This is a genomic window from Pseudoalteromonas sp. H71 (assembly GCF_001468485.1).
Taxonomy (GTDB): domain Bacteria; phylum Pseudomonadota; class Gammaproteobacteria; order Enterobacterales; family Alteromonadaceae; genus Pseudoalteromonas.
Window position 1 is genome coordinate 1 of record NZ_LODI01000045.1, and the last position, 14745, is coordinate 14745.

10 protein-coding genes and 6 tRNA genes are annotated in these 14745 nt (G+C 39.5%); 4 read left to right on the forward strand and 12 right to left on the reverse strand.

The features are described 5' to 3' along the window. The first annotated feature begins 457 nt into the window (after positions 1-457). Entirely contained in the window at positions 458-1873 is a 1416-nt protein-coding gene (locus ATS71_RS15335) for an alanine/glycine:cation symporter family protein (protein WP_058405610.1), read from the forward strand. Between the two features lie 112 nt (positions 1874-1985). Further along, positions 1986-3584 carry a BCCT family transporter gene (locus tag ATS71_RS15340; protein WP_058405611.1) on the forward strand — a complete coding sequence of 533 codons (1599 nt, stop codon included), beginning with the start codon at positions 1986-1988 and terminating at the stop codon, positions 3582-3584. A 369-nt stretch (positions 3585-3953) separates the two neighbouring features. Here ATS71_RS15340 and ATS71_RS15345 read toward each other — a convergent pair. From ATS71_RS15345 to ATS71_RS15390, 10 genes are all read right to left on the reverse strand, one after another. Then, positions 3954-4040, reverse strand: a tRNA-Leu gene (locus ATS71_RS15345). Positions 4041-4078: 38 nt separating this feature from the next. Then, positions 4079-4152, reverse strand: a tRNA-Cys gene (locus ATS71_RS15350). An 18-nt stretch (positions 4153-4170) separates the two neighbouring features. Beyond that, a tRNA-Gly gene (locus ATS71_RS15355) sits at positions 4171-4246 on the reverse strand. Positions 4247-4311: 65 nt separating this feature from the next. Further along, positions 4312-4397 (reverse strand) — tRNA-Leu (locus tag ATS71_RS15360). 36 nt (positions 4398-4433) lie between these two features. Next, positions 4434-4507 (reverse strand) — tRNA-Cys (locus tag ATS71_RS15365). 29 nt (positions 4508-4536) lie between these two features. After that, positions 4537-4612 (reverse strand) — tRNA-Gly (locus tag ATS71_RS15370). A 140-nt stretch (positions 4613-4752) separates the two neighbouring features. Further along, positions 4753-5298, reverse strand: coding sequence for a CDP-diacylglycerol--glycerol-3-phosphate 3-phosphatidyltransferase (gene pgsA, locus ATS71_RS15375; protein WP_006794013.1), 546 nt, complete (start codon positions 5296-5298; stop codon positions 4753-4755). Between the two features lie 42 nt (positions 5299-5340). Further along, positions 5341-7164 carry an excinuclease ABC subunit UvrC gene (gene uvrC, locus ATS71_RS15380; RefSeq protein WP_058405612.1) on the reverse strand — a complete coding sequence of 608 codons (1824 nt, stop codon included), beginning with the start codon at positions 7162-7164 and terminating at the stop codon, positions 5341-5343. A gap of 9 nt (positions 7165-7173) precedes the next feature. Then, the gene (uvrY, locus tag ATS71_RS15385; protein ID WP_058405613.1) at positions 7174-7824 is read right to left on the reverse strand and encodes a UvrY/SirA/GacA family response regulator transcription factor; all 651 of its coding nucleotides are present in this window, start codon (positions 7822-7824) and stop codon (positions 7174-7176) included. Positions 7825-7974: 150 nt separating this feature from the next. Next, entirely contained in the window at positions 7975-9126 is a 1152-nt protein-coding gene (locus ATS71_RS15390) for a dicarboxylate/amino acid:cation symporter (protein WP_058405614.1), read from the reverse strand. A gap of 518 nt (positions 9127-9644) precedes the next feature. On the opposite strand from ATS71_RS15390, the gene cysK reads away from it, so the two are divergent. Next, complete coding sequence (cysK, locus tag ATS71_RS15395; RefSeq protein WP_058405615.1) at positions 9645-10613, forward strand: cysteine synthase A; 969 nt, start codon at positions 9645-9647, stop codon at positions 10611-10613. Positions 10614-10756: 143 nt separating this feature from the next. Beyond that, positions 10757-11191, forward strand: coding sequence for a hypothetical protein (locus ATS71_RS15400; RefSeq protein WP_058405616.1), 435 nt, complete (start codon positions 10757-10759; stop codon positions 11189-11191). A 134-nt stretch (positions 11192-11325) separates the two neighbouring features. Here the strand turns inward: ATS71_RS15400 and ATS71_RS15405 are convergent, their stop codons facing one another. Then, positions 11326-13602 carry an acyl-CoA dehydrogenase gene (locus tag ATS71_RS15405; protein WP_058405617.1) on the reverse strand — a complete coding sequence of 759 codons (2277 nt, stop codon included), beginning with the start codon at positions 13600-13602 and terminating at the stop codon, positions 11326-11328. A gap of 224 nt (positions 13603-13826) precedes the next feature. Continuing rightward, positions 13827-14615, reverse strand: coding sequence for a putative porin (locus ATS71_RS15410; protein WP_058405618.1), 789 nt, complete (start codon positions 14613-14615; stop codon positions 13827-13829). Positions 14616-14745: the final 130 nt, after the last annotated feature.

Consider the following 14745-nt stretch of genomic DNA (forward strand, 5'->3'; position numbering starts at 1 on the left):
AAAGAGCGAAGTAGTTTGGCTGTTAGAACTCAATCTGTACGAGTGCCCACACAGATGATTGCTTTATATTGTTAAAGAACGTTTGAGTTGCCTTAGCGACTCAAGGGAAGCGAATCTTACGCTTTCCTGTGTTTTTGTCAACACTTAATTTTAAACTTTATAAAAATCTAAACCTAAGTTTCACTCGACTCACTAAGTGGTTTGCTTGCCTCGCTAAGCGTTGCCTGCTCTGCCGTCTCAGTGGGGTCGCATTATAGGGAGCCGCGAATTTAACGCAAGCCTTTTTTTACTAAAAAACTTATTTAAATTACACCCCAAGCAAGCGCACACCCTAAACACAAGTTACCCACAACCCACTGTTGATAACTCTACTTTTATGGCCGTTTATCCTAAACACTTGGTCATTCCTATGGTAAGTTGCGGTCACTTTTTTAACACATGTCTTTAGGTAGTAGTTATGGCAGATATAATAAATAGTATTAGTGGCCTTTTATGGGGTCACGTTCTCGTATACTTATTAATAGCAGCGGGTTTATTCTTTACCTTTAAATTGGGTTTTATTCAATTCGTACAATTTCCACATATGTTCAAGGTTATGTTTGGCTCTCGAAAGTGCGGTAATAACGAGATCTCTTCATTTCAGGCTTTTTGTACTTCACTAGCAGCCCGAGTGGGCACTGGCAATATGGCAGGTGTCGCTGTTGCATTATACCTTGGTGGCCCAGGTGCTATTTTTTGGATGTGGTTAATTGCTTTGATTGGTATGGCAACAAGTTTTGCTGAAAGTACACTTGCTCAGGCATACAAGACTAAAGATAGTGATGGTAATTTTAGAGGTGGTCCTGCGTACTATATGCAAACCGGCTTAGGTAAGCGTTGGATGGGAGTTTTGTTCTCACTGTGTTTAATTTTAGCTTTTGGTCTGGTATTTAATGCTGTGCAATCAAACTCTATTGCAGCCGCTTTTGAAGTAGCATTTGATATTCCAAAATATATTGTGGGTCTTTGTTTAGTTATTGGCTCTGGGATCATAATTTTTGGCGGCCTTAAAACAATTTCTCGATTTGCTGAAATGGTTGTTCCTTTTATGGCTCTAGCCTATTTGTGTGTTGCGCTTTATGTTTGTGCTGTTAACTTAAGCGCACTTCCTGATGTATTTATGCTGGTAATAGATAGTGCTTTTGGAATAGAACAAGCCGGTGCTGGCGCAATAGGTTATGGTGTAATACAAGCCATGATCCAAGGAATTAAACGGGGATTGTTTTCTAATGAAGCGGGTATGGGTAGTGCTGCTAATGCTGCAGCAACTGCAACCCCTTATCCCCCTCACCCAGCATCACAGGGGTATGTGCAAATGCTTGGGGTTTTTATTGATACAATTGTAATTTGTACTGCGACTGCTGCACTTATTTTATTATCTCAACAATTAATACCTGAGTCAGGAGTGTTGGGTATAGAACTTACTCAGGCCGCATTAACAGAGCATGTTGGAAGTTGGGGCACCTACTTTATTGCTATCGCAATTTTATTTTTTGCTTTCACATCTATCGTTGCGAATTACTCTTATGCAGAAACCAATCTTATGTTTTTAGAACACAACTCTAAGAAAGGAATGTTTATATTTCGCTTGATTGTTTTAGGAATGGTTATGTTCGGGGCAGTAGGTGAGCTTGGGTTAATTTGGACATTAGCCGATATATCAATGGGTTTAATGGCTATTGTTAATGTTATTGCACTTTTTATGTTGTCAGGTGTTGTGATATGGCTTTCAAAAGATTACAACGAACAACGCAAAAGAGGCCTAACTCCTACATTTGATAAGAGCAAACACCCAAAGCTAAATAAAGAGGTCGACCCTCTGGCCTGGAAATAAAAATTAAATCGCGAGCTCCAGCTCGCTTTTTTAGATTTATTTTTACTACTACTTTATATTTATTGACGTATAGGAATGCATTAAAAAGTTATCTGTAAAAAAAGGAGACCTAATGGATGACGTAACAAAAAAGTACAGTATCGACACGACTGATTATCAAGTTGGACAAGATAATGTGCAAAAATGGGGGTTCGACATCCATAACCCTGTATTTGGAATAAGCGCATTTTTAGTTGTTTTATTTGTAATACTTACCTTAGTTTTTGACCCCACACTTACCCGTGATGCACTAACTTCAACTAAAGACGCTATTATTAATCAATTCGATAGTTACTTTATGCTATTAGCCAACGCCTTTGTGATTTTTTGCGGTGTTTTAGCATTTTCCCCTTTAGGTAAAATTCGTTTAGGAGGTATAAAAGCTCGTCCAGAACATGGTTACATGTCGTGGCTTTCCATGCTCTTTGCAGCAGGAATGGGAATTGGCTTACTATTTTGGGGAGTTGCAGAGCCAACAGCCTATTATACCGGTTGGTATCATATGCCCATGGGAGTTGAGGCAAATTCAGCACAAGCACATTCATTAGCTTTAGGTGCAACTATGTACCACTGGGGCTTACACGGATGGGCGATTTACGCCGTGGTTGGGCTAAGTCTGGCTTTTGTTGCATTCAACAAAGGTCTTCCTTTATCTATACGTTCTGTTTTTTACCCTTTATTTGGTGATCGTGCTTGGGGTTGGCTTGGACATATCATAGATATACTTGCGGTACTGTCTACCTTATTTGGTTTAGCTACATCGTTAGGGCTTGGTGCACAACAAGCAACCAGTGGAATAAATTACCTATTAGGTACAGATTTCGGCACAGCTTTTCAAATATCAGTTATTGGATTAGTAACTTGTATTGCTATTTTTTCTGTTATTAGAGGTATTGAAGGCGGTGTAAAAGTACTAAGCAATGTTAATTTAATCTGCGCGTTTATTTTATTGTTAGCTGTTATCGTACTTACAGTCTCTGATTCAATTCCTGCCGTGTGGTTTACCCTTAAAGCATACGCAGAACACTTTGTGCCATTGAGTAATCCTTTTAATAGACCCGATGAAGACTGGATGCATTCTTGGACTGTATTTTATTGGGCGTGGTGGATATCTTGGTCACCATTTGTAGGAATGTTTATAGCTAGGGTTTCTAAAGGGCGAACTGTACGAGAATTCTTACTTGTTGTAATAGGCCTACCAACTCTGCTTAGCTTAGTATGGATGGGTGTATTTGGTAATATGGCAATTACACAAGTTATAGAGAAAGTTGGGCCACTTGGTCAAAATGGTTTAACTGATATTTCAGTTACTTTATTTCAAGTTTACGAACAGCTTCCGTTTTCTAGCTTTATCTCTATTATTTCTATCGCTTTGGTTTTAGTCTTTTTTATTACTTCATCTGACTCGGGATCGCTTGTAATAGACGGTATAACTGCTGGCGGTAAAATAGATGCACCAGTGCCACAACGTATATTTTGGGCAACTGTAGAAGGTATGATAGCAGCAGTATTACTTTGGGTTGGAGGCTCGCAAGCATTAGAAGCACTTCAATCAGGAGTCGTTACAACTGCCCTACCGTTTTCAATAATACTAATTTTAATGTGCGTTGCGCTTATACAGGGCTTACTAAGTGAATACCCGTTTTACAAAGCCCAAAGTAAACTGCAATAACAGTTCATCTTTTGTAAGTGGCCCTGATGGGTCGCTTACACATCGACTTTAAAATTTACCTTAGACACGCCTTACATATATTCATATTCATTAACATCAGATCCCAATGTTACTTCATCATTTAGATAGGGCAAATTTTTCGCGCACACCGTTAAAAATATCTGATTTACTTAAGTGTAGATGCAGGTGTAATTGCCAATAGTAATTAAATCATTATCGTTCTTATTTTTTTCAGTCACAGTAAAAAATATATTAGAGGTAAGTTGGTGTTAAAAATAAAATGTGGGAACTTAAACTAGCAAACTTTAGGTGTTTTAAAGTGAGGGGTGGCTTTAAATTAAGACTATTTAATTTAGTTTTTAGTAAAGATGGTGCCCGAGGCCGGACTTGAACCGGCACGACTTGTTAGTCGAGGGATTTTAAATCCCTTGTGTCTACCAATTCCACCACTCGGGCATCGAGTTTGCTAATTAAAGCGTGTGGAGTAAATTATGTGGAGGCGGAACCCGGAGTCGAACCGGGGTAAACGGATTTGCAATCCGGTGCATGGCCACTCTGCCATTCCGCCTTAACCTTCCAAATAATTTGGAGCGGCACACGAGGCTCGAACTCGTGACCTCGACCTTGGCAAGGTCGCGCTCTACCAACTGAGCTAGTGCCGCATCATATTAATTCTAAAGTTTCTTTTTAAAAGGTATATGTTGGTGCATATAACTAAACCACAAAGTGGTGCCCGAGGCCGGACTTGAACCGGCACACTCTAAGAGCGAGGGATTTTAAATCCCTTGTGTCTACCAATTCCACCACTCGGGCATCGAGTTTGCTATTTAAAGCATGTGGAGCGTTGATTGGAGGCGGAACCCGGAGTCGAACCGGGGTAAACGGATTTGCAATCCGGTGCATGGCCACTCTGCCATTCCGCCCCAGTACTGGGGTACAACCTTAGATAACGTGGAGCGGCACACGAGGCTCGAACTCGTGACCTCGACCTTGGCAAGGTCGCGCTCTACCAACTGAGCTAGTGCCGCATTTCGTTATCTTGGGGGCTATGCCCTCTCAACACGGACGCATTCTACAGAGATTATTAAACGCGTCAATACAAAAAATGCTAGTTTTGAACTGTTTGCTTGTTTTTTATCTAAAACGGTGCGTTATTATACATTTACAGTTAATTTTTGGTCAATTCACTCCATGCTGCGTTCAAATATTGCAGCATAGAACTCAAGGTCAAAAACGTTGCTATATAGAGTAGTCCAAAACTTAAATAATTCATCCATGTATCATATTGCCAAATCAATCCAATGATGGCTAACATTTGCGCAGCAGTTTTTATTTTACCCATATTTGATACAGCCACGTTGCCACGCTTGCCCTGCTCAGCCATCCATTCTCTTAATGCTGATATAACAATTTCACGACTAATAATAATAAGTGCAGGAATAGTCATGTACATTGACTGATATTGATCTGAGAGAGCAACAAGTGCCGCACACACCATTACTTTGTCAGCAACAGGATCTAAAAAAGCGCCAAATGGTGTTGATTGTTCTAGTTTTCTTGCAAGGTAACCGTCAAGTATGTCGGTAATTGATGCTAGCCAAAAAATAAAAGCGGCAGCAAAAAAAGCCCAGCTATAAGGCAAATAAAATATCACCAAGAAAATGGGGATAAGAAAAAGTCTAAATGTTGTGAGTGTGTTTGGAATATTCCACATAACTACTTGGATATGTCTTTTCTTTTATATTCGCATGAAGGGCTAGCCCTTGTCATGTAAATGGTTAAATATCTTCTCAGCCATGTCAGGGCTGATCCCGGGAACTTTCTTTAATTGTTCTATATTAGCAGCTTTTACCCCCTGCATGCCCCCTAAATATTTTAATAATGTTTGGCGACGCTTAGAACCTACTCCATTTATTTCTTCTAGCAAGGATTGTGTGCGTTGTTTTTGACGCTTATTTCGATGCCCTGCTATTGCAAAACGGTGAGACTCATCACGGATATGTTGAATAAGATGAAGTGCAGGTGCATCAGAATCCATCGGGATTGTTTTACGCCCTCCATCTATAAGTAAGGTTTCAAGACCAGGTTTACGACTTGTGCCTTTTGCAACCCCTACTAAAAGAGGCATTTTAGTATGAGACCAATTAGCAAAATATTGCTCTGCCCGTCCTAACTGTCCTTTACCACCATCTATAAATATAACATCGGGAATTTTGTCTTCATCAACGAGTTTGTTGTAACGTTTATTTAAAGCAAACTCCATGGCTGCATAATCATCACCACCAGTTATGCCGGTTACATTGTAGCGCCTGTATTCTTTTGTATTTGGTCCTTGCGAATCGAACACAACACAACTTGCTACCGTGTTTTCTCCCATGGTATGACTGATATCAAAACATTCCATCCGTGCTATATCATCTAAACGTAATGTTGCTTTTAATTGGGCATAGCGTTTATTAATAGAGTCTTGTGTACTTTGTTTGACAGCAATACTGTTTAACGCATTTTTATTTGCTAGTTGAAGATATTGCGCCCGCTCTCCACGCGTAACCACTTTAAGCGCCACTTTGCGATCACTGATTTGCGTAAGTGCTTCGCTTAGCGCGCTACTTTCTTCTATTTCAAACGGAAGTATAATTTCTTTAGCAATACGCCCTGTTGCACCTGGCGCTAAATAATACTGCCCTAAAAATGAGGTTAAAATCTCTTGCTCGCTTGAATCTTTCGGTACTTTAGGAAAATACGTTTTACTGCCTAATACTTTGTGATCGCGGATCATGAGTAAATGTATGCCGTTTAACCCATTTAAATGCGCGAAGCCCACCACATCCATTTCTGCAAAATTACCTGAAATAGACTGCTGCTCCTGCATTTTACGTAGTAGCATTATTTGGTCACGTACTTTTGCTGCAAGCTCAAAATTGAGCTCCATGCTAGCCGCTTCCATTTTTTTTATTAGCTCAGCAATCACTTCATCCGATTTACCCGTTAAAAATTTACGGACATAATCAACTTGTTCGCTGTAATCATCTTCGGTAACTTTATTGACACACGGTGCAGAACATCGCTTGAGCTGATACTGCAAACAAGGGCGGCTTCGGGCGCGATAATAGGCATCTTCACACTGGCGAACTGGAAATATCTTTTGCATTAAGCGCAAACTTTCCGAAACAGCACCTGCACTCGGAAATGGACCAAAGTACTCGCCTTTTATCTTGCGGCTACCCCTATGAAACGCTAAACGAGGATGTTTGTGGTGTGTTAATAAAATGTAAGGGTACGACTTATCGTCTCGCAATAGAATATTGTAACGAGGTTGATATTTTTTTATGAGGTTATTTTCGAGCAGTAGCGCTTCGGTTTCGGTATTAGTCAGTGTAACTTCAATATCACTGATGTTACTGACTAAAACACGGGTTTTGCTATCAGTGATGTTGGATCTAAAGTAACTGCTTACGCGTTTTTTTAGTTGTTTAGCCTTGCCAACATAAATAACTTGGTTGTCACTATCAAGCATGCGGTATACACCAGGCTCGCTTGATAGCGTTTTTAAAAAGTGTACGTGATCAAATTCAGACATATAAAAAGATTAGTACGAAATGTCTATGTCAATCATCTTATGACGAATAGCTAAATGTGTAAGTTCAACGTCGCCACCTACGTTTAATTTTTCAAACATACGGTAACGATAGCTATTAACTGTTTTAGAGCTTAGATTTAAGCGTTCTGCAATATCTTGTGCTTTTTCACCTTTGGTGATCATAAGCATTATTTGAAGTTCGCGCTCGGATAAACTCTGGAACGGATTTTCGTCTGTGCGACCAGTAACCTGCGTAAGTGCTATTTGTTGTGCAATTTCAGGCGCTATGTAGCGCTGACCTGCATGGACTGAACGAATGGCACGAACCATTTCATCAGAGCCGGCTCCTTTGGTAAGAAAACCATGTGCACCAATTTGCATTACTTTAGACGGAAATGGATCTTCGCAATTAACGGTAAGAACAATAATTTTTACATCAGGGCAATAGCGACAAATCTTTTTAGTTGCCTCCAATCCACCCATGCCAGGCATATTCATATCCATAAGTACGATGTTAGGTGTGTGCTGTCGACAAAACTGAACGGCTGCCTCACCGTCTTTTGCTTCACCTACAACTTTAAACCCACGCACATCATCTAAAATGCGCCTGATCCCGGTTCGTACTAGTTCATGATCATCAACTAAAAGTACATTAATCAATGCAATACCCTCATTAACTCAACAATACGCGTCTAAATAATTCAATTTGTCACATTAACACAGTTAAAGCGAAACAATAACTAATATTATCGCTCTCATTTTGGCACATTAACTAAAGTTATAACTACTGGAGTCAATGTGCCCAGCACTTTAAGACGCTGATTTTTCACTAAAACGGTCAACCCACAGTGCAATAATGCCATCGCCTGTTACATTACATGCTGTACCAAAGCTATCTTGTGCTAAGTACAATGCAATCATTAGCGCTACTGCCCCTTCATTAAATCCAAGCATGCTGGTTAAAAGGCCAAGAGCCGACATTACCGCGCCCCCCGGTGCGCCTGGAGCAGCTATCATCACAACACCTAACATGAAAATAAATGGCAACATACCCATTAACGATGGAACTTCCATACCTGGCGATAAAAACATAACAGCCATAGCACACGTAACAATGGTAATAGTTGAACCCGACAAATGAATGGTGGCACATAAAGGTACTGTAAAGTTTGCAACATCTTCTTTTACATTATTTGCTTTACTTGATTGCAGAGATACTGGGATTGTTGCCGCGCTCGACATAGTACCTAATGCAGTAAAGTAAGCAGGTAACATATTTTTAACTAGCTCAAGTGGATTACGCTTTAACAAAATTCCCGTAGCAATATATAAAACGCTTAACCATAACCAGTGCATAACAAGAGCCGCAATTAATACCACTCCAAATGTTTGCAGCGTATCAATCACTGTGCCCGCTACAGTCATTTCAGCAAACACACCTGCAATATAAAATGGTAATGCAGGAATAATCACTTTTGACAATAAGGCATCTATTACATCACGTCCCTGATCTGATACCTTTTTAAGTGTGTCTAATTCAAGCTGGCTCATACCAATGCCAAATATAAAAGCCGTCGCAAGCGCAGTCATCACACCCATTAGTGGTGGGATTTCTATATCAATAAAACTGCCTATCTCGGTGGCCACTTCGGCTTCGAACGTAATACCGCCACTTAAAAATGGAATAACAGCACTGACTAACAAAAAGGCAAGCGTGCCGGCAATAACGGTAGAGCTATAAGCAAATCCAACCGTTTTACCAAGTAAGTGGCCAGACCCTTTAGGAAGCCCGGCAATACCCGAAGCTATAAAAAATAAAATAATAAGAGGAATAGTGAAGGAAATAATTTGACCAATTAACTCTTTAACCGTGAATAAGAGTTCAACACCTGTTAAAGGCACGTAAAAGCCCACCAATATACCAGCCACAATACCGGCAATTAACTTTAAGATTAACTTCATTTTTATTACTCAATTATTATTAGATAAACGTTTTTATCATGTTTTGATTAGCTTGTGTCATAAAACCGCTGAACTAAGGTTTATTTGCATAAATAATCATCAATATAAAAGTACATCTGCGCTCAGTAGATTATCGAACGCCAAATTCATTCAATTTATTGGTTGTTAGTGCATACAGCCTGTACCTATTAAGCCAATTAAAAGCGCGTAAAAAATTGCGTATGACTGTGTTGGTATATAAAGGCTACGCTTTTAGTATTTACACTTTTCTTTAGTTTATTTATGAGTAAAAAATCGCCATGACTAATAAAAGCGTCTTATCATTAAACTTAATATGCGCACCTAATAACAAAAGGCACTGCTAATATAGATTTTTATTTCACTTAGTTATAAGCTCAATCGATATATCTTATAGCCAAACTTTACTTTTATTTTTTTAAACTCTCAGTAAAGTGTCAACATATAGTTAGTAGCAAAGGCTATTAGCACGTTGATCAGATTGTATCCAAAGGAACATTATGTCTACTATTTTTGAAGATAACTCACTAAGTATCGGTAATACACCGCTGGTAAAACTTAAACGTGTTACAGGTGGGAATGTATTCGCTAAAGTGGAAGCGCGTAACCCAAGCTTTAGTATAAAATGCCGTATTGGTGCATCGATGATTTGGGAGGCTGAAAAAGCAGGTCAGCTAACTGAAGGTAAAGAACTTATCGAGCCTACATCTGGTAACACAGGTATTGCACTGGCTTTCGTTGCCGCAGCACGTGGTTATAAACTAACGCTTACAATGCCCAATACAATGAGTTTAGAACGCCGTAAACTACTTAAAGCACTGGGTGCTAACCTTGTACTTACAGACGGTGCTAAAGGCATGAATGGTGCAATACAAAAAGCAAAAGAAATTCAAGCAACAGACCCAGAAAAATACATTTTGCTACAGCAGTTCGAAAACCCAGCAAACCCAAAAATACACTTTGAGACTACAGGTCCTGAAATTTTTGACGCGCTTGACGGCAAAGTAGATTACTTCGTAGCGGGTGTAGGTACTGGTGGAACTATCACAGGTGTTAGTCGTTACCTTAAAACAGAAAAAGGTTTAAACGTTAAGTCTATTGCTGTTGAGCCAACTAACTCTCCGGTAATCAGCCAAACACTTGCCGGTGAAGAAGTTAAGCCAGGGCCACACAAAATACAAGGTATTGGTGCAGGATTTATTCCTGGCAACCTAGATCTGAGCTTAATTGATGCTGCAGAGCAAGTATCTAACGAAGATGCGATTTCAATGGCACACGAGCTAATGAAAAAAGAAGGCATACTAGTAGGTATTTCTTCAGGTGCTGCAGTAGTAGCAGCAAAACGAATTGCTGAAAAACCAGAAAATGCTGACAAAAACATTGTTGTTATTTTGCCAAGTGCTACTGAACGTTACTTATCAAGCCCACTCTTTGATGAAGAGTTTAGTGACCAAGAGCTTGTTCAATAAGCATTACTAAGTACTTTTTAAAAGGATGCCTAGGCATCCTTTTTTATTATTTACTCTGTAATATCTTTTTATTTACCTTCCATGTCTTTACATATTAGCTAATTCACCACACACTTAAATAAAACTAACTAACAAAAATTAACATGAAAAAAATAACCTATTTAGTCAGCCTTATTCTGTGTTTGTTTTTAGTTGCCTGTAGTGATGATGTGAAAAAACTTGGTGATTCACCCGGCGACACCGCAACAGCTTACTTTGACGCCTTGTACAATCAGCAAGATCTTCAAAAAGCAACAACCATGGCTACACCCAACCTTACGCGAATTATGAAGTCGTACGGTACAGCCAAACAATTTACGCGTAACTTAGTTAACATGCAGTACGATGAGGTTGTTATTGAAGTTGATATGACCAACATGAGTGTGCGCGAGCAATATGGCGACAATGCTAAAATAAATCTTATTTTTACTGGTTATTTAAACGGTAACAAAATAGATGATATGCGAAGCGTAAAAATGCTACGTAAAAAAGGTAAATGGTATATCGATAAAATAGTCGCCGACCCATACGCACGTTAAAGTAATTAATAAAAAGGCCTTACACATGTAAGGCCTTTTTATTTGCTCAATAATTAATTAGTTATACCAACTCCGAAATAATACTTAATCATTTTGCGGAGCTAAAGTAGATCATTTAATTAAGCGAACGGAGATTACAACTCACCTTGCTGAAAATTATCAACAGCTATTGCTTGTTTGCGTAGCTTATTGGCATGGTGCATAGCATCAGCATCGGTTTGCGTTACTAAGTCATTATTTAATGCAAAATTAATTGCCCCCTCAATATCGAGTGTTGCAGGAATATTGCCTTTGCGCTGCCATTGTTTTAAATCTTTAAACTGGGCTTGCATATCGTGCATAGCTAAAAATGCACTTTCCATTACTCCAGTACCCGCGTTTTCATCTACATAGCACAAATGCGTTAAACGATTTCTAAACACACCGGGTTGAGTCATATGTTCACAAATACGTTGTGCAATTTCATCACTCGGTTTTTCATAATGATTACCAATTGGAAATACAATACGTTTAAGCACAAAATTAATAACTGGGTTTGAGAAATTTTTAAAAAAGCCATCAAACGCTTGGCCTATTTCAAATAATGATGTTTCTATCGCATATTTAACAAAAGGTAAGTCGGCTTGTTGACGGCCCTCGTCTTCGTAGCGCTTTAGAACCGTAGAGGCTAAATACAAGTGGCTCAATACATCACCTAATCGGGCTGATATCATCTCTTTACGTTTTAGCTCACCTCCTAACATTAACATTGCCACGTCCGTACAAATAGCCAAGCTTCTGCTCATTCTACTTAAATGCTTGTAATAAATGGCAGTTTCGCCACCAACTGGCGCTTTTGCAAAATAACTACGTGTTAAACCATGTATAAATGCCATGCTGGCATTACTTACTGCAAATAATATATGGTTCATTAATAAACCATCAAATTGATTCAGAGCAGCATCGTCATCTTCAAGAGCAGCGGCTTCCATTTCTTTCAAAACAAATGGATGACAGCGGGTAGCTCCTTGGCCAAATATCATTAAATTTCGGGTTAAAATATTTGCGCCCTCTACCGTAATTGAAACCGGTATTCCCATATAACCATGTGCTAAATAGTTGTTAGGCCCAACCTGAATACCTTTGCCCGAATGAATATCCATTGCATCGTTCATAACAGTACGGCCCATCTCAGTCATATGATATTTTGCAATTGCAGTGACAACCGAAGGGCTGAGTTTTAAATCTATTGCGCCTGCCGTCATTAATCGGCATGACTCTAGGGTGTAAGTTAAACCGCCAATGCGTGCAAGGGCCTCTTGCACGCCTTCAAATTGCCCAATAGACACACCAAATTGTTGGCGTACCATGGCATATGCTGAAGTCATTTTAGCTGCTAAATGACCGGTTGCAGCACTCAACGCCGGTAGCGAAATACCTCGACCTGCACTTAAACATTCCACCAGCATGCGCCAACCACGTCCTGCGCATTCTTGACCCCCAATAATCCAATCAAGCGGGATGAACACGTCCTCACCATAGGTTGTACCGTTCATAAATGCCATGTTCAGTGGATAATGGCGCTCACCTGTTTTCACACCGGGATGATCGGTTGGAATAAGCGCACACGTGATACCAAGCTCTTTTTCGTCTCCTAGTAAACCATCTGGGTCGTACATTTTAAAGGCAAGCCCTAATACTGTGGCCACCGGTGCAAGCGTAATGTAACGTTTTGACCAGTTTAAACGCAGGCCAATTACGTCTTCGCCGTTGTGCTGCCCTTTGCATACAACGCCAGAATCTGGAATGCTACCGGCATCAGACCCCGCCTCAGGGCCGGTAAGTGCAAAACATGGTACATCTTCGCCATTGGCAAGGGTGGGTAACCAGCGGTCTTGTTGCTCTTTAGTTCCATAATGTAGCAATAACTCACCCGGCCCCAAACTATTTGGCACCATAACAGTCACAGCCGCAGTTAAACTTTTTGTTGAAATTTTTGACACTATGGTCGAATTAGCAATGGCAGAAAACTCTCGACCTCCAAATTTTTCTGGAATGATCAGCGCAAAAAAACCTTCTGTTTTTAAGTATTCCCATACCTCTTTTGGCAAGTCTTTATCTTTTTGCACTATTTGGTAATCATCAAGCATGGCCATTAAGGTTTCTACCTGATTAGCCATAAATGCATTTTCTTTTTCACTTAATTCAGGCTTTGGAAAGCTGTGTAATTTTTTCCAATCAGGGTTACCACTAAATAGTTCTCCATCCCACCAAACATCACCCGCTTCCATTGCTTCTCGCTCTGTTTGCGAAAGCGGTGGAAGTACTTTTTTAAACATTTTAAACGTGGGTCTACTGATCAGGTTTAGGCGAATATCTTTAACAGCAAAAATAACCACTATTACAACCAGTAAAATGATAAATACCGACATGCGTACATTCCTTTCACATTAAAAAATAATACCCTAAGTATGGCCCATCTTAGTTTAAATACAATGGGTAGCCAGTCGAGTGCCACTAAAATGATGAGCCTAGCTAATTGCACTTTAAAATATAACGATAAGTAGGATTACACGTTTATTACACACAACAAAAAGCCCACAAATGTGGGCTTTTTGTTACTTAACTGATTTAATTTATGCGATTAAACGCTTAATTAAAACTGAAAACGCATATTAGCAAAGTACGCATCGTTATCAGAATCATCAGCATTGTTCTCGTAACCTACTTTAAGACCAATATTTTTGTTAATAAAGTGCTGAGCGCCAAAACTGTACGTATCTTGTTTATCGTAGCTTGCAAATACAGAGGTCGCTTTTGAAAAATAGTAATTCGTTTCTGCCACCCATTGGTTCTCAGCGTCATCAATACTTTCGTATTTACCTTCAAACGTTAGGTAGTTACCTTGCTGTAAATCAATAAAGTATTTAGCTGCGACGGCGCGGTAATCAAAGTCGTCATCAGATGTTACCGTTACGCCAATGTAATCGGTAGTGTTTAGCATATGGTTATACGCTAAATCGAATAAAGCGAAGTCTTCGCCATCTTTATTTTCAACTAACGTCACTTTTGCAAGTAAATCTGGGTTAAAAAAGTAACCGCCAGAAATTGTATATGCTTCGTTATGATTACCAACATCAAGGTTTGTGTATGACGCACCAATAACAAACTCATTAATAAAGTACTCACCACCAACTAACGTTGTATCGCTAAAGTCGTCATCAGCGTATGCGCCGTAAATGTTGCTTTGTTTATTAATGTATTCAAATTGGTCGTACGGGCCTAATGTTTTTTTAGCCGATAGGTAATAAATAGAATCTACAGCAACGGTATCGTTGTTGTCGCTGTCTTTGTAACTTAAGTTACTGATTGAGTTATAGCTGTCTGCAGCAGCCGCAGTGCTAGATAATAAAATGCTTGAAATAATAACTGCTAATTTTTTCATTGTAAGACTTCCCTTTGTACATTGCGTTTTATGCTTTAGCTAAATTACTAAAGTGGGCACATGCTAACGCCGAGAAACTGAATGAAAACTTAATTAAACTATTGTATTTGTTGAGTTAATTGTAAGGAGG